General features: G+C 68.8%; 10 protein-coding genes and 1 tRNA gene. 7 read left to right on the plus strand and 4 right to left on the minus strand.

Going from position 1 to position 16,219, the window contains the following annotated elements; all coding sequences use genetic code 11:
* Positions 1-4 precede the first annotated feature (4 nt).
* Positions 5-2,512 (plus strand): glycoside hydrolase family 3 protein, encoded by a 2,508-nt coding sequence (locus GGQ87_RS07475; RefSeq protein ID WP_168046139.1) that lies wholly within the window; start codon positions 5-7, stop codon positions 2,510-2,512.
* A 61-nt stretch (positions 2,513-2,573) separates the two neighbouring features.
* Positions 2,574-3,824 carry an MFS transporter gene (locus tag GGQ87_RS07480; protein ID WP_168046141.1) on the plus strand — a complete coding sequence of 417 codons (1,251 nt, stop codon included), beginning with the start codon at positions 2,574-2,576 and terminating at the stop codon, positions 3,822-3,824.
* A 9-nt stretch (positions 3,825-3,833) separates the two neighbouring features.
* On the opposite strand, the gene GGQ87_RS07485 is transcribed toward GGQ87_RS07480, so the two are convergent.
* Genes GGQ87_RS07485 through GGQ87_RS07495 form a run of 3 tightly spaced genes read right to left on the minus strand, consistent with a single transcriptional unit; the run spans position 3,834 to position 7,588 of the window.
* Positions 3,834-4,796 carry a glycoside hydrolase family 5 protein gene (locus tag GGQ87_RS07485; protein WP_168046143.1) on the minus strand — a complete coding sequence of 321 codons (963 nt, stop codon included), beginning with the start codon at positions 4,794-4,796 and terminating at the stop codon, positions 3,834-3,836.
* Positions 4,797-4,847: 51 nt separating this feature from the next.
* Positions 4,848-6,566, minus strand: coding sequence for a glycosyl hydrolase family 28-related protein (locus GGQ87_RS07490; RefSeq protein ID WP_168046145.1), 1,719 nt, complete (start codon positions 6,564-6,566; stop codon positions 4,848-4,850).
* Entirely contained in the window at positions 6,563-7,588 is a 1,026-nt protein-coding gene (locus GGQ87_RS07495) for a cupin-like domain-containing protein (protein ID WP_168046147.1), read from the minus strand. The genes GGQ87_RS07490 and GGQ87_RS07495 overlap by 4 nt, the downstream gene beginning before the upstream one ends.
* Positions 7,589-8,002: 414 nt before the next feature.
* Here GGQ87_RS07495 and GGQ87_RS07500 point away from each other — a divergent pair, with 414 nt between their 5' ends.
* The 5 genes from GGQ87_RS07500 (at position 8,003) to GGQ87_RS07520 (ending at position 16,077) form a co-directional block, all read left to right on the plus strand.
* Entirely contained in the window at positions 8,003-11,260 is a 3,258-nt protein-coding gene (locus GGQ87_RS07500) for a TonB-dependent receptor (RefSeq protein WP_168046149.1), read from the plus strand.
* A 75-nt stretch (positions 11,261-11,335) separates the two neighbouring features.
* A complete protein-coding gene (locus GGQ87_RS07505) occupies positions 11,336-12,850 on the plus strand; it encodes a tryptophan halogenase family protein (RefSeq protein ID WP_342448326.1) in 1,515 nt (504 codons plus the stop codon).
* Positions 12,847-14,331 (plus strand): tryptophan 7-halogenase, encoded by a 1,485-nt coding sequence (locus GGQ87_RS07510; RefSeq protein ID WP_168046153.1) that lies wholly within the window; start codon positions 12,847-12,849, stop codon positions 14,329-14,331. Before GGQ87_RS07505 ends, GGQ87_RS07510 begins: the two co-directional genes overlap by 4 nt.
* Positions 14,328-15,842, plus strand: coding sequence for a tryptophan halogenase family protein (locus GGQ87_RS07515; RefSeq protein WP_168046155.1), 1,515 nt, complete (start codon positions 14,328-14,330; stop codon positions 15,840-15,842). The genes GGQ87_RS07510 and GGQ87_RS07515 overlap by 4 nt, the downstream gene beginning before the upstream one ends.
* Positions 15,843-15,918: 76 nt before the next feature.
* A complete protein-coding gene (locus GGQ87_RS07520; RefSeq protein WP_168046157.1) occupies positions 15,919-16,077 on the plus strand; it encodes a hypothetical protein in 159 nt (52 codons plus the stop codon).
* A gap of 46 nt (positions 16,078-16,123) precedes the next feature.
* Here GGQ87_RS07520 and GGQ87_RS07525 read toward each other — a convergent pair.
* Positions 16,124-16,208 (minus strand) — tRNA-Leu (locus GGQ87_RS07525).
* Positions 16,209-16,219: the final 11 nt, after the last annotated feature.

Consider the following 16,219-nt stretch of genomic DNA (forward strand, 5'->3'; position numbering starts at 1 on the left):
TCCCATGCGCAGCACCGTTTCGCTTCTGGCCCTCGCGTTCGCCATCTCCGGGGTGGCGGGCGCCGCCGTGGCGCAGGCCCGTCCGGACGTTCCGGCGGAGGCTCGGGCGGATGTCTCGCACTGGCCGCACGCGGCCTCGCCGGCGGCGCTGAGCGATGCGCGGACGGAAGCCTTCGTCACCGAGCTGATGAGCCGGATGACGCTGGAGGAGAAGGTTGGGCAGACCATCCAGGCGGACATTTCGGCGATCAAGCCGGAAGAACTGCTGACCTATCCGCTGGGCTCGATCCTGGCGGGCGGCAACTCGTCGCCGGCGGGCAACGAGCGGTCCACGCCGCAGGCCTGGGTCGATCTGGCGCGAGCCTTCCGGGAAGCCAATGCGCGGCGGCCCGGGACGGCGATCCCGCTGATCTACGGCATCGACGCGGTGCACGGGCACAACAACGTCGTCGGAGCCACGGTCTTTCCGCACAACATTGGACTGGGCGCGGCGCGCGACCCGGACTTGATCCGGCGGATCGGCGAGGCGACGGCGCTGGAGGTGGCGGTCACGGGCGCCGACTGGACCTTCGGGCCGACGCTGGCGGTGCCGCGCGACGACCGCTGGGGCCGGGCCTATGAGGGCTATGCCGAAGACCCGGAGGTGGCGCGGACCTATGCCGGGCCGATGACGCTGGGCCTGCAGGGCGAGCTGACCGTCAACGGCTCGCTGACGCCGGGGCATATCGCCGGATCGGCCAAGCATTTCCTCGCCGACGGCGGGACCGACAACGGCAAGGACCAGGGCGATTTCAGCGGGTCGGAACGCGAGCTGATCGACGTCCATCTGAGCGGCTATCCGCAGGCGATCGACGCGGGCGTGCTGTCGATCATGGCCAGCTTCTCGAGCTGGAACGGGGTCAAGCATTCGGGCAATCCGACGATCCTGACCGACGTGCTGCGCGGGCCGCTGGGCTTCACCGGCTTCGTGGTGTCGGACTGGAACGCGCACGGGCAACTGCCGGGCTGTTCCAACGAGAGCTGCCCGACGGCCTTCACAGCGGGCATCGACATGTTCATGGCGCCCGACAGCTGGCGGCCGCTTTACGACAATACGCTGGCCCAGGCGCGCTCGGGCGAGATCCCGATGGCGCGGCTGGACGAGGCCGTGCGCCGGATCCTGCGCGCCAAGGTCAAGGCCGGGCTGTTCGGCGAGGCGCGGCCGGTCGAGGGACGGTTCGAGCATCTGGGATCGGCGGAGCACCGGGCGCTGGCGCGCGAGGCCGTGCGCAAGTCGCTGGTCCTGCTGAAGAACGAGGGCGGGGTGCTGCCGATCCGGGCCGGGGCGCGCGTTCTGGTCGCCGGGACGGCGGCGGACGACATCGGACAGGCCGCGGGCGGCTGGACCCTGACGTGGCAGGGGACGGGCAACAGCAACGCTGACTTCCCCAACGGCGAGTCGATCTGGGCGGGCATCGAGACGGCGATCGAGGGCGCGGGCGGCGAGGCCGTGCTGAGCGCCGACGGCTCGTTCTCGGACAAGCCGGACGTGGCCATCGTGGTGTTCGGCGAAACGCCTTACGCCGAGTTCCAGGGCGATGTGGAGACGCTCGACTTCGTGCCGGAGGAGCCGCTGGCGGCGCTGAAGCGGCTGCGCGCGGCGGGGGTGCCGACGGTGGCGGTCTTCCTGTCGGGCCGGCCGATGTGGACCAATCCGGAGATCAACGCCTCCGACGCCTTCGTGGCGGCCTGGCTGCCGGGCTCGGAAGGCGGCGGGGTGGCGGATGTGCTGGTCGGCGACGCGGCCGGTGCGCCGCGACACGACTTCTCCGGGAAGCTGGGCTTCTCATGGCCGAAGGACGCCGGGGGCCAGCCGTTGAACCGCGGCGAGCCCGGCTACGATCCGCAGTTCGCCTATGGCTACGGCCTGAGCTACGCGGCGCCGGCGGCGGTCGGGACCCTGTCGGAAGACAGCGGCGTCGCGGCCTCGGCGTCGAGCGTGGCCAATTATCTGGTCGACGGGCGTGTGGTGCCGCCGTGGTCGCTGGCGCTTGAGGACAGCGGCGGCCAGACGCGGGTCGGGGCCGAGAAGAACGTCGCCAGCCCGCGCGGCGGGGTGACCATGACGGTGGTCGACGATCTGGCGCAGGAGAGCGGACGCCGCTTCGCCTTCTCGGGCGGAGACGCTGAGCGGGCGCTGATCTGGGGCGGGGCGGTCGACCTGACCCGCCAGACCAATGGCGAGATGGCGCTGGGCTTCCGCTATCGCGTCGATGCGGCGCCGCAGGGGACGGTGCTGCTGGCCGCTGGCCCCGGCCAAGTCGATCTGACGCCGACGCTGCGTGCGGCGCCGATGGGCGAGTGGCGCACCATCAAGGTGCGGCTGTCCTGCTTCCGTGACGCCGGGTCCGACGTGGCGGCCATCGACCGGCCGTTCCAGCTGATCTCGACGGGCGCGCTGACGATCTCGGTGTCAGAGGTGGCGCTGGCCTCGAACGAGGGCGACGCGGTCTGCCCGGCGGCCGTCCGATGATCTGACGAGGTCGCCCGCGAGGGCGCTTGCGTCCGGCCGCCGTCGCGGTGACACCTGACGGATGGAGCGCGCCGCGAACACCGAGGGAGAGACGCGGCAACCGTCGCCGGTCAGCCGCGTCTTCATGGGCCTGTACGCCTTGGCGCAGATCGGCGGCTTCATCGCCTTCGTGCCGATGCTCAACATCCTGCTGCCGCTGAAAGCGGGGGCGATCGATCCGGCCGGCAAGGCCATTCTGCTCAGTCAGGTCAGTCTGTGGGGCGCGCTGGCGGCGGGCCTCGCCAATCTGGCCGCCGGGGCGCTGAGCGACGGCACGCGCGGGCGGTTCGGCCGGCGGCGGCCGTGGATCGTCGTCGGGACGCTGGCGGTCGTGGCCGCGCACGGACTGGTGTTCGCGGCGGATTCCATGGTCGCCCTGCTGGCAGGGTTCCTGCTGTTCCAGCTGACGGTGAACATCATGTTCGGGCCGCTGAACGCGATCCTGCCGGACATGGTGCCGGACCGGCAGAAGGGGCTGGTGTCGGCGCTGGCCGGACTGGCGCCGCCTGCCGCTGGTCTGTTCGCGGGGTTCGGCGTGGCGGTGCTGCTGACCGGACTGGGGAGCCGGTTCGGCGTCGTCGCCGCGGCCATCCTGCTGCTGATCCTGCCGTTCGCCCTCTGGGTGCGCGAGCCGAAGGCGGGATCGCCGGCGGGCGAGCGAGGGCCGCTGATCTCCTTCGTTGCGCTGCGGGACCACGACTATCTGATGGCCTTCCTGTCGCGCCTGTTCGTGCAGGTGACGATGACGCTGAACGTCCTCTATCTGCTGTTCTATCTGCAGGAGGTCGCCGTCTTCGGTGACCGGTTCGCGGGGCGATCGCCGGAGTCGATTCTCGGCTGGCTGCTGGCGGCGGGGACGCTGGCGGCGCTGGCGGCGGGGATGGCGGGGGGCGTGCTGTCGGACCGGCTGGGGCGGCGACGGGTGTTCGTCATGGCGGGCGGGCTGGCCATGGCGGCGGGCGCGGGGTTGATGGCGCTGGCGCCGGAATGGCCCGGTCCGCTGGCGGCGCAGATCCTGTTCGGGGCGGGGCTCGGCCTCTATTCGACCGTCGACATTGCGCTGGTGGCCGAGGTGCTGCCGGACCGGAACCGCGCCGGCCGCGACCTGGGTCTGATGAACGTGGCAATCACCGTGCCGCAGGTCATCGCGCCGCTGCTGGGGCTGTTGCTGCTGGCGGAGGCGGGGCGCGGCCTGCCATGGCTGTTCGCCGCGTCGAGCCTGTTCGGGTTGGCCGGCGCGCTGATCGTGATGCGGATCCGCCGGGTGCGCTGACGCCAGCCGTCAGTGATGCGCAGCGGGGTTCAGCGTGCGCAGCCGTTCGCGGACGAAATGGCCCGAGGGGCTGATCACGGCGTCGGTCCAGCCGCCGGTCCCGGAGGCGCCGGGCAGCAGGGCGGCCGAGGTTTCCTGCTTGTCCGTGATCGACCAGTTCAGGTCGCTGAGGCCGTGAGCCTGAACGAAGTCCCACCACAGCCGGGTCTCGGCCACGTCCATGGGGCCGTCGCCGGTCGCCGGGGTCGAGCCCCATTCGGTGACGAACAGGGCGGCGCCGAGGTCCATGGCCTTCTGCGCCTTGTCGCGCAGTTCCTGTCGGTGGGTGCCGGCGTAGAAATGCAGGGTGTAGGCGACGTTGTTGAAGGGCAGGGGATCGGCGGCGGCGATGTCGACGTCCTGCGACCAGGTGGGGGTGCCAGCGACGATCAGATTGTCGGGGTCGACGGCCCGGATGCCGGGGATGACGGCCATATGGTAGGGCTTCACCACCTCGGCCCAGCCATGGATGTTCAGCGGCTCGTTGTAGGTCTCGTAGATCACGTTGGGGCGGTCGCCATATTTGGCGGCAATGCGGGCGAAGAAGGCGGCGGCTGCCTCGGGCTCCGGCAGGTGGGCGTGCCAATCGACGATGACGTAGATGCCCTCGGCGATCGTGGCGTCGATCACCGCCTCGACCTTTGCGATCTCCCGCTCGGGATTGTCCATATAGCCGTCGTGGTGGACGGCCATGGCGGCGCGGACGACGGTGACGTTCCAGTCCGTCGCCAGCCAGTGGACGGCGTCGGCGTTGTAGAACTGGGGCTGCCACTGGCTCCAGAATAGGGACATGCCGTGGAGTGCGACCGGGTCGCCATGTTCGTCGACGATGCGGGCGCCGTCGACGCGAAGGGCGCCGTGCCGCTCGACCGGCGTGTGGGCCAGCGCCGGGGTGGCGAAGAGCAACGTGAGGGCGAGGATCAGGCGGATCATGGGCGTCTCCTGAGAGGCACTAGAGCTTGGCCTGACAGCGCTGTCAAACGTTCAGGGTTCTGGCTGCCAGCCGACGTTGCCGCCGCCGTCATGAAGGTCGAAGGCGGGCTGGTGGCGGTCGACGGATGACCGAATTTCCTCGGCGGCGATGTTGCTGACCGACGCCTCTCCCGGGGCGCGGATCTGCAGGACGGAGGCGCCACCCGTGATCTGGCCGCCGTCGATGGTGAGGCCACGGATCGGCTTGCCGAGGACCATGAAGGCGGCGTCGGTGCTGTCGAGGATGGTGGTCTCCTCGATGCGAATGCGGGCTCCGGTGATCGGAGGGTCGAGGGCGTAGAGCCAGAGCGCGCCGACGCCGTGGTTCCAGACAGGGTCGATGGAGCCCGCGCGGGCTACGAGGTTGTCGCTCAGAAAGATGTTGCCTGCGAAGGCGGTGGCGTCGAAGCGGGCGCCGAGGTGCAGGCCTCCGCCGCGTGTCAGGGTGTCGGCGACCAGGGTGTTCGAAACGGTGATGTCGCGGCCGCCGTAGATGGCGACGCCGTTGGCGAGGACCGGGGCGACGATGGTGTTGTCGCGGTAGACGATGTTCCGGTTCGGGGTTCGGTGCGACCAGGCGGCGAGGCCGTCGTCGCCGGTGTTGCGGACGAAGGACTGCTCGACGACCGCGTTTGTGACGCCACCGTGCAAGTTGAGGCCGTCGGCGGTCTGGTCGAGAATTCTCAGGCCGGTGACGGTCAGATCGGACATGGGGCCGTCGAGCCAGACGCCGACCTTGGTGTGCTGGATGAAGAGGTTGGAGAGGCGCGACCGGTTCAGCGCGCCGCCGACGCCGTTGAGCTGGGCGTGGTCGTCGCGATCCATCACCTCGCCGACGATGGCGAGGTCCTTCAGCACGACATCGTGGCTGCCGCCCGCCGCGGCCTTGCGGCCGTAGAGGCCGACGCCGTCGCCGAACAGGATGGAGCGCCAGGGACCGGCCCCGGCGAGAGTGACTTTGTCTATGGTGAGATGGCCCTCGACGCGGAAGCGGCCCTCGGGGAGCCAGACGGGGCGGCGGGAGCGGCGGCCTTGGTCGAGAGCGCGCTGGATGGCGACGCGGGACGAGGCGACGCCCGTCGGGTCGGCGCCGAAGTCGAGGACGGAGAGGTCGCCGGGCGGCGGGGTGTTCGCCGGCGGGACTAGCTCGAAGTCGGCGAGGTCGATGACGACCCAAGGCGCGGGACCGGTCTCGAAGACGAGTTCGACCCGGGCTCCGACGGGGGCGGGACGCTCCAGACGCAGGCGGGCGTGGTCGTAGAAATGATGCGCGCCGCCGGCCGCCGGATCGTTGGTGAAGGGGTAGTCGCCGTAGAACCAGCCGTAGCAGGGGGTGAGCGGGAGGCGGCCGGCGGGCTGTCCGTCGATGAGGACCGCCAGCGTCGTGTCGCCCGAGCGGCAGGGGGCGGCGTCGGGGACGCTGTAGCGGACCGTCAGGGCGTCGGCGGGCGCGTCGAGGATGAAGGCGACGGACTCGCCGGGTGCGTCGAGCCGGACGGCGCGGCGACCCGAGGCCTCGGCCGCCAGCGTTCCGAAGGTGCGGTCGGGACCGATGATCTCGCCGTCGGTGAAGGCGGTCTCGGCCTCGTGCTCGGCGAAGGGGGCGCTCGCGCCGTGGCGGCCGACGACATCGAGCGGCAGGCCCGCCATGGTCCGGGCCTCGGTCTGGGCCGAGGCCGCCCCGGCGAGAAGCGTGGCGAGCAGGGCGGGCAGGAACAGAGGCGCCCTCACGGCCGGCCGAGCGTCCGCGCCAGCGCCGTTCGCACCGCCTTGATGGTGGGGCCGTCGAGCCGACCCATGACGCCGCGGCGGGTCTCGGGAATGTGGTCGGCGGGGGCGCCGTTCCGCTCGAAGACATGGTGGTCGAACATGATCCGCCACGCCTCGCGGTGCGCGGGGTGCAGGTCGCGGACGGCGAGCATGGCGTGCATCAGGGCGTCCACCGGACGGCCACGCCCCTGGTCGGCGGGCGCCCACCAGTAGTTGACCAGCATGTTCATTCGCTCGGTCGAGCGGACGTGGTGCCACCACAGATAGGGGATGTAGAGGGCGTCGCCCGGTTCGAGGTCGACGGTCAGGCTGTGGTCGAGGGCGGTGCGGAAGCGGGGGAAGCGCTCGAAGTCGGGGGCGTCGAAATCGACCATGCTGACGGCGGGGCCGGCGGGGGTCAGCTCGAACGGACCCATGTAGAGATTGGCCACCTGATCGGGCGGGAACAGGGTGAAGCGGCGGCGGCCGGCGGCGACACAGGCGATGTTCTCGGACGGGTCGTGATGGGCGGCGACGGTGACGGCGTTGCCGATCCAGACCCGGGGCTCGACGGCGTCGCCCAGCAGCGGCATCCGGTTCTCGCGCTCGAACTCCGGCATGTGCTCGCGGACCGGCACGGACTGGACGGCGAGGGAGGAGGGGGCCTCCTCGCGGGCGTATTCCAGCAGCAGATCCATCGCCGCGCCGACGCGGACGGGCCCTCGCCGGAAGTTGAAGCCGCTCAGATCGTCGTTGTAGTGGAAGCGGCCGCCGATGCCGGGAGGGCCGAACATGGCGTTGACGCTGGAGCCCCGGTCGAACTGTTTCATGTAGGCGGCGAGGGCTTCCGGCGACTCGCGGCCGGCCTGGACGACAGGCCAGCCGGCGACGAGGCCGCGGAACACCACGGGCCGGGCTGCCGCCAGGATATGGTCCCGGAAGTGTTCCGAAGTCACGGAACCCATCTCGGCGACGCCGGCCGCCGTCAAACCCGGCTGGTTCATGTCAGCGTTCCCCGAGGTCAACTTCGATACTGGATAGCCGCGGCCGACACCTGACCGGACCCATGTTGTGTTCACTACGACACAGAAGAGCCGGATCGAATGAGACTTTTGGGCCTGTTACATAAAGCTACTGGCGGGAATTGATCCGTACCGGTTAGGAATGTGGCAAGTTCGGGACACGCGGACAGGGGGAGGGGTTCACAACGGTGAACCTGACAAACGCCGGATCGACCGGCCAAGTCGCCGACCTGCTGTCATCGTTGTCTGCTCATCGCCCTCCGGCGCGAGGCCTCGCAGAAGGTCCGTGGCGGGGGATTTCGTTCAAGTGCGTATCGGCCCCCTTCGGGGCTCTCGTGCCGGTCAAATTGACAGGGCTGTCATGGCCCACTCATCCGCTGTTGGGAGGCGGTAGGAATGAAGACTTCACGCAAAGGCATGACGCCGGGGCTGCGCAACAGCGCGTCCATGGTGATCCTGGCGGCGGCAGCCGCGGCCGCCTTCGTCCCGTCGACCGCGCTGGCGCAGGATGCGCCCGCCCAGGACCCGAGCGAGGACGCCACCCAGGTCGACGAGGTTATCGTCACCGGCACCCGCAGGGCGCTGGAAACCTCGCAGGAGCTGCGGCGTAACGCCGACACGGTCGTGGATACGATCACCGCCACCGACATCGGGGCCTTCCCCGACAAGTCGGTCGCCGAGGCGCTGCAACGCGTGCCGGGCGTGACCGTCAACCGGTTCGCCGCCAGCGACGACACCTCCCACTTCGGGGCCGAGCCCTCGGGCGTTCTGGTCCGCGGCCTGCAGCAGGTGCGGTCCGAGTACAACGGCCGCGACACCTTCAGCGCCAACTCCTCGCGCGGGCTGAGCTGGGGCGACATCTCGCCCGAGCTGATGCAGGGCGTCGACACCTACAAGAACCAGACGGCGGAACTGATCGAGGGCGGCATCGCCGGCACGATCAACCTGCGCACCCGCGTGCCGTTCGATTCGCCCGGCCGGCTGATGCAGCTGTCCGCCAATGTGAACTACGGCGACATCTCCAAGGAATACACGCCGGAAGCCTCGGCCATCTTCTCGGATCGCTGGGTCACCGACATGGGTGAGTTCGGCTTCCTGGCCAACATCGCCTATTCGGACGTCACCACGAACTCGCAGACCATCCAGTACGGCCGGATGGGCATCTTCGAGGGCGTGTTCGGTCCGGGCACCCAGTACATCCCGTCCAGCGTCGGCTACCGCGACACTGAATACCAGCGCCAGCGCAACGGCCTGGCCTTCGCGGCGCAGTGGGAAAGCACCGACGGCAAGCTGATGGCCACGGCCCAGTACAACCGTTCGGACTTCACCAACCAGTGGAGAGAGCGCGGCGTCATTGGCTACAACGCCGACATGTTCGCCCTGCCGACGGACTTCAGCTACTCCCCCGGCGGACCGCGGGCGCAGTGGATTCCGGTTCCGGCCCAGGGCACCCCGGGCTTCACCTTCGACTCCGACGGCAATTTCCAGAACGGCACGCTGGTCATCCAGCAGACCGACACCTTCTGGTGGGGCGCGTCCGACGCCGAGGCCACGCAGATCGCGGTCAACGATCAGGGCCAGAACATGCTGGTGCCCTGCTATGCCTGGCAGGGGACCTGCACCAATCCGACCCGCGGCGGCGACATCAATGCGGTGACCCGGTACAACGAAACCAACAACCTGACCGAGGACGCGGCGGTCAATCTGCGCTGGGCGATCAGCGACCGGCTGCGCGCCAATTTCGACGCCCAGTTCATCCACTCCGAGGTCGACAACTACGACATCGAAGTGGGCCAGTATTCGTTCGGCAACATGACGCTGGACGCCAGCGGCGACCGGCCGGTGATGACCTTCTCGGCTCCGACCAATATCCGCCAGTCGGCCGGCGGTCTGAGCAACGCCAACAACTACCGCTACAACCACGCCATGGATCACCTCGAGGACAGCGAGGGTGACGAAGTCGCCCTCCGCGCGGACCTCGAATACGACATCGACACCAACTGGCTGAACTCGTTGCGCGTCGGCGTCCGCTACGCCGACCGCGAGCAGGCCGTGAAGTACAGCGGCTATAACTGGGGCAACATCACCAACAACTGGAACCTCGGCAGCGGCCAGGCGGCCTACTGGAACATCGACCGGACGGCGCCGAACGGAGCCTTCAATGGCTATCCGACCGGCCTGTACGAGACGCGGGAACTGGGCGGCGGCTTCTTCGGCGGCGGCGCCAACCCCTATGTCTTCTTCGACATGGACCGGCTGGCCGCGCATGGCGCGGACCTGCTGAGCTACGACAACATCGGCGTCGGACAGGACCAGTGGCGGCCGATCTGCGATCGTCCGGGCGAGGTCGACGGATGCTTCCGCGCCAACGAACTGAACGATGTCGAGGAAGAGACGCAAGCGGCCTACGCCATGCTGCGCTTCGGCGGCGACAACGCGCTGCTGGGCGGCACGCCCGTGTCGGGCAACATCGGCTTCCGCTACGTCGAGACCGAGAACACCAGCACCGGTTCGCTGTCCTATCCGGTCCCGTTCTCGCCCGGCACGCTGGCCTGTAATCCGGTGCCGCCGATCCCCGGCGTCCCGAGCACTCCGGGCAGCATCGGCTGCTATCTGTCGGCTGACGACATCGCCTTCAACTCGGGCGGCGGTCTGTTGAGCACGGCGGAGTCGAAGCACAGGAACTGGCTGCCGAGCTTCAACATCAAGTTCGACATCCGCGAGGACTGGGTGCTGCGGTTCGCCGCGTCGCGCGCCATGGCCCGGCCGGACATCGGCCTGCTGAAGAACTACATCGAAATCTCGACCAGCCTGCCGGGCACCGATCCGACGGATCCGCGCTACGTCACCGGCGGCGGCGGGGTCATTACCGGGGTCAACCCGACCTATACGGCCAACGCCTACAACCCGTATCTGGAGCCGACGACGGCCGACCAGTTCGACCTCGCCCTCGAGCACTATTTCGCCGAGGTCGGATCGCTGACCTTCACGGCCTTCTACAAGACCTTCGACAACTACATCCAGTACGGCTCCTACGACCTGGACGTCACCAACAACGGGGTGACGCGGACGGTCCGGGTGCGCGGCCCGATGAACGGCGACGGCGCCAAGATCCGGGGTATCGAGGTCGCCTACCAGCGCTTCTTCGACTTCCTGCCCGGACCGTGGGCCGGGCTGGGGATGCAGGCGAACTACACCTACATCGACAACCAGGGCATCACGAACACCAACCTGAAGGTCGCCAGCGGCGGCGCGGACGGTCAGACGGCCCAGCCGGGCAGCGCCGGCACGGTGCTGACGGTCGACAAGCTCGAGGGCCTGTCCGATCACCAGTACAACCTGGTCGGCATGTACGAGTGGGGCCCCTGGGCCGCGCGTCTGGCCTACAACTGGCGCTCGGACTACCTCGTCACCGCGGTCGACTGCTGCGTCTATCTGCCGATCTGGCAGGAGGCCGCCGGCTTCCTCGACGGATCGATCCGCTACGCCGTCAACGACCGGCTGGAGCTGAGCCTGCAGGGCAGCAACCTGCTGAACACCGAGACGCGGCTGTTCCAGCAGGTCAACAACGCCTCGGAAGGCGGCACGCTGACGCCGAACGCCTGGCTGCAGTCGGACCGGCGCCTCGTGTTCGGGTTCCGCTTCCGCTACTGACGATCAGAGCGCGGGAGGAGGGTGACAGCTCTCCTCCCGCGTCGCCTGTCGTGAATGTTCAGTGAGGACGCTGGTGTGACCGGACCGCTCGATGTCGTCATTGTCGGCGGCGGCACGGCAGGCTGGATGAGCGCGGCCGGTCTGGTCGGCGTGCTGAAGCCCGATCAGTGCCGGGTGCGGCTGGTCGAATCCGACGAGATCGGCACGGTCGGTGTCGGCGAGGCCACCCTGCCTCAGATGCGCGAGTTCAACGATCTGATCGGGATCGTCGAATCCGACATGATGCGGAAGACCAACGCGACCTTCAAAATCGGCATCGAATTTCGCGACTGGGGCTTCAAGGGCTCCAACTACGTCCATCCCTTTGGCGCGCACGGCAAGGCCATGGGCGGGGTGGCCTTCCACCATCAGTGGGTGCGGGCGGGCCAACAGAGCAGGGTCGCCGATATCGGCGAGTATTCCTACGCCATCGAAGCTTGCCGGAAGAACCGGTTCGACTTCCCGGTGGACGATCCCGAGGCCATCAACTCGACCTACAACTACGCCTACCACTTCGACGCCAGTCTCTATGCGCGCTACCTGCGGGGGTGGTGCGAGGCGCGGGGGCTGACGCGGATCGAGGGGAAGGTCAACGACGTCGCCCTGGACCCGCAGTCCGGGGATGTGGCCTCGATCACGCTGGAGTCCGGCGAGCGCATCACCGCCGACCTGTTCATCGACTGCTCCGGATTCCGTGGACTGATCATTGGTCAGGCGCTGAACGTGCCGTTCGAGGACTGGACCCGCTGGTTGCCCTGCGACCGGGCGCTGGCGGTGCCGACGGAGCGGTCGGAGGATTTCGCGCCCTATACGCGGTCGACGGCGCTGGAGGCCGGATGGCAGTGGCGCATCCCGCTGCAGCACCGGACCGGCAACGGCTATGTCTATTCCAGCGCCTTCATCAGCGACGACGAGGCAATGACGCGGTTGCTCGGCAATCTGGACGGCAAGCCGCTGGCCGAGCCGCGGCCGATCCGCTTCAAGTCAGGGCGGCGCACGGCGTCCTGGACGAAGAACTGCATCGCGATCGGTCTGGCCAGCGGCTTCCTCGAACCGCTGGAGTCGACCAGCATCTATCTGACGCAGGTGGCGATTCTGAACCTGCTGAAGCTGTTCCCGCGGTCGCGGATCGACCCGGCGCTGGCGGAGCGGTTCAACCGTGTCGTCGACAATGAGTACGACCGGGTGCGGGACTTCCTGATCCTGCATTACCACGCCACCAGCCGGACGGATTCGGAGCTGTGGCGGCACTGCCGGGAAATGGATATCCCCGACACCCTGCGGGACCGGATGGCGCTGTTCGAACACCGCGGCCACATCGCCCAGTATCGCGACGGCCTGTTCTCGCCGCCCAGCTGGCTGAGCGTCTTCGTCGGTCAGGGGATGAGGCCGACAGGCTATCATCCGATGGCGGACAATCTGCCGCTCGAAACAGTGACGGCAGGCCTGGAGGCGATCCGACGGCGGGTGTCGGAGCGGGTCGAGGCCATGCCGATGCATGACGCCTTCGTGCGCGACTATTGCGCCGCGGCCGACATGGTCCCGGCATGAGCCGCAAGGTCGAACAGGTTCTGATCGTCGGCCGTGACGCGGCGGCCTGGCTGACGGCGCTGGCGCTGCAGCGGGCGTTCGGACGGACGGGCGTGACGGTCCGGGTGGTGGAGCTGCCGTCGCTGCTCGGGCCCGCCGACGTTTATGCGGCCGTGCCGTCGCTGACTGCGCTGCATGGCCTGCTGGGGCTGAATGACCATGAGGTGCTGGCGGCGACCTCGGGCGTGCCGGTGCTGGGGCAGCGATTTTCCAACTGGTCGGGGGCGGGCAAGCCGTTCGTGCACGGCTACGACACCCAGCGGGTGGCGATCGAGGACCTCGACTTCCTCCAGTTCTGGGTCAAGGCGCGGGCCGAGGGGCTGAAGGTCGAACTGGAGGATTTCTCGCTCGCCGCCGCCGCCGCGCGGCAGGGCCGGTCACCGGTCGAGGCCGACGGGACGCAGGTCGAGACGCCGGTCGCGCCCGGCTGGCATTTCGACGGCCGGAGCTATGTCGATCTGCTGCGCCGCGCCGCCTTGTCTGCCGGCGTCGAGGGCCGGGCCGCGGGGGTGCAGGCGGTCAGCCGCGAGGGCGATCGGATCGTATCGGTGACGCTGGACGACGGGCTGACGGTCGCGGCGGACCTGTTCATCGACGCCTCTGGCGCGGAGGCGGTGCTGATCGGCGACAGCCCCGGGGCAGAGTTCGAAAGCTGGCGCGATGCGTTCCGGGCCGACCGGATTCTCGTCGCCTCGGCGCCCGCGCTGACGCCGCTGCCCGGCCACAGCGAGATCGCGGCCTTCCCGGCCGGTTGGCTGGGGCTGTTTCCCCTGCGCGACCGCACGGCGATCACCGCCGTCTATGACTCCTCGGTGATGTCCGACCGGGATGTGGCGCAGGCCATCCCGGTACTGTGCGGACGGCCTGTCATCGGTGAGGTCACGGTCGAGCCGTTCGCGCCCGGCCTTCGGCCTGGATGGGTCGGCAACTGCGTCGCCATCGGGGGGGCCGCCGTGGCGCTGGAGCCGCTGGACGCCATCCTGCTGCACCTGATCCACACAGGCCTGTCGCACCTGATCGCCCTGTTCCCCGTGGATGCGGACCAGATGCCCGAGGCGCCGGTGTTCAACGCCGGCTTCGCCTCGCATGTGCGGAACATCCGCGATTTTCAGCTGACCCACTATGCGCTCAACCGGCGCTTCGACGAGCCGTTCTGGGACCGCGCCCGCGACGTGCCTGTGCCGGAGCGGCTGGCGGAACGGTTCCGCCTGTTCGAGGCGCGGGGGACGGTCGCCATCTATGACGACGAGTCGTTCCAGGAGCAGAACTGGACCTCGATCTTCGTCGGCCATGGCCTGATCCCGCGCAGCTATACGCCGCTGGTCGACCGTGTGCCGGTCGAGGAGCAGATGGCCAAATTCCGCGGACTGCTGGCGCGGGTAGCGGAGGAGGTCCGCGCCATGCCGGAGGTCGAAAGTCAGTTCGGCGGAGCGGCGCGATGACCGGCCCGGCCCGGGTCCGCGACATCGTCATCGTCGGCGGCGGCACGGCCGGCTGGATGACCGCCGCGGCGCTGGCGAAGGTGATCGGAACCCAGACCTATTCGATCACCCTGGTCGAGTCGGACGAGATCGGCACGGTGGGCGTGGGCGAGGCGACCATCCCGCCGATCCTGCTGTTCAACAAACTGCTCGGGATCGACGAGAACGAGTTCATCCGCGAGACCAACGCCACCTTCAAACTGGGCATCCAGTTCGTCGACTGGGGTCGGCCGGGGCACACCTACATGCATCCGTTCGGCCTGTTCGGGGCGGACATGAACGGCGTCGGCTTCAGCCACTACTGGCTGAGGGCGGTGGCGGCGGGCGGCGATCCGGATAATCACCGGTTCGTGGCCGAGGCGGAGGCGTTGCGGCTGGGCCGATTCATGCGGACGCCGCAGAAGACGCCGGACAAGCCGCAGATCAACTACGCCTTCCAGTTCGACGCCAGTCTGTATGCGGCCTACCTGCGCCGGTTCTCGGAGAAGCGGGGCGTGAAGCGGACGGAGGGGAAGATTTCCACCGTCGCCCGCCATCCGGAGTCGGGGCTGATCGAGAGCGTCACCCTGGCCGACGGCTCGACCGTCCGGGGGGACTTCTTCGTCGACTGCTCCGGCTTCCGGGGCCTGCTGATCGAGGGGGCGCTGCAGGCGGGCTACGAGGACTGGACGAACTGGCTGCCGGCCAACCGGGCCGTGGCCGTACCCTGCGACCGGGTCGAGGATCCGGGGCCCTATACGCGGTCGACGGCGGTCGAGGCGGGCTGGCAGTGGCGCATTCCGCTGCAGCACCGGACCGGCAACGGCTATGTGTTCAGCGACGCCTTCATCAGCGAGGACGAGGCGACGGCGGCGCTGATGCGGCGGCTGGACGCGCCGGCGCAGGCGGAGCCGCGGGTGCTGCGCTTCGTCGCCGGGCGGCGGCGCAAGGGCTGGGTCGCCAACTGCGTCGCCATCGGCCTGTCGAGCGGCTTCCTCGAGCCGCTGGAGTCGACGAGCATCCATCTGATCCAGGCCGCCATATCGAAATTGCTGGCCCTGTTCCCGACGACGCGCAACGAGCCGGAACTGGCGGAGCGGTTCAATCGGGATCTGGACCTGCAGTACGAGAGCGTCCGCGACTTCATCATCGCCCACTACAAGGTGTCCACACGCGACGACACGCCGTTCTGGCGGCACTGCCGCGACATGGCGATGCCGGACACCCTGCAGGCCAAGCTGGAGAGTTTCCGGGCGCGCGGCGAGGTGATGGTGGAGAACCACGAGCTGTTCCGCGAGACCAACTGGTTCGCCATCCTCTACGGGCAGGGGCTCGTGCCGGAGGGTTATCATCCGTTGGCGGACGTTCTCTCGGACGACGAACTGAAGCTGCGGCTGGCGGGCATCCGCGCGGGGATCGAGCGGCGGGTCGCGGAGATGCCGTCGCATGAAGCCTTCCTGAGGCAGTGCCTTGAGGGCGTAACTCGGCGCTGAAACCGGTTCGGCCTCTCTGCCAGACCGGAACGGCTTCGCCCGCTTCCGGGTTAGGTGAGAGTGAACGGAGCAGCAGATGATCGACACGGATCGCAGATCGCCAGAAGCCCTGGAGGAGCAGGCCGAGCGCGTGGAAGAGGACGCGGACGCGATGGATCGGCCGGACCGCGCAATCCCGCTTCCGCAGGATGGAGAGGATGAAGGCGTCGGGCCGATCACGACTCTCGTACCCTGATCCAGGCCGGCCGCGGCAAGGCCGATGCTGTTCCCGGATCTGGATTTGGTGCGGGCGGTCGGGCTCGAACCGACACTCCTTTCGGAACCGGATTTTGAGTCCGGCGCGTCTACCAGTTCCACCACGCCCGCACAGGCCGTCT

Source organism: Brevundimonas alba (assembly GCF_011927945.1).
GTDB classification, from domain to species: domain Bacteria; phylum Pseudomonadota; class Alphaproteobacteria; order Caulobacterales; family Caulobacteraceae; genus Brevundimonas; species Brevundimonas alba.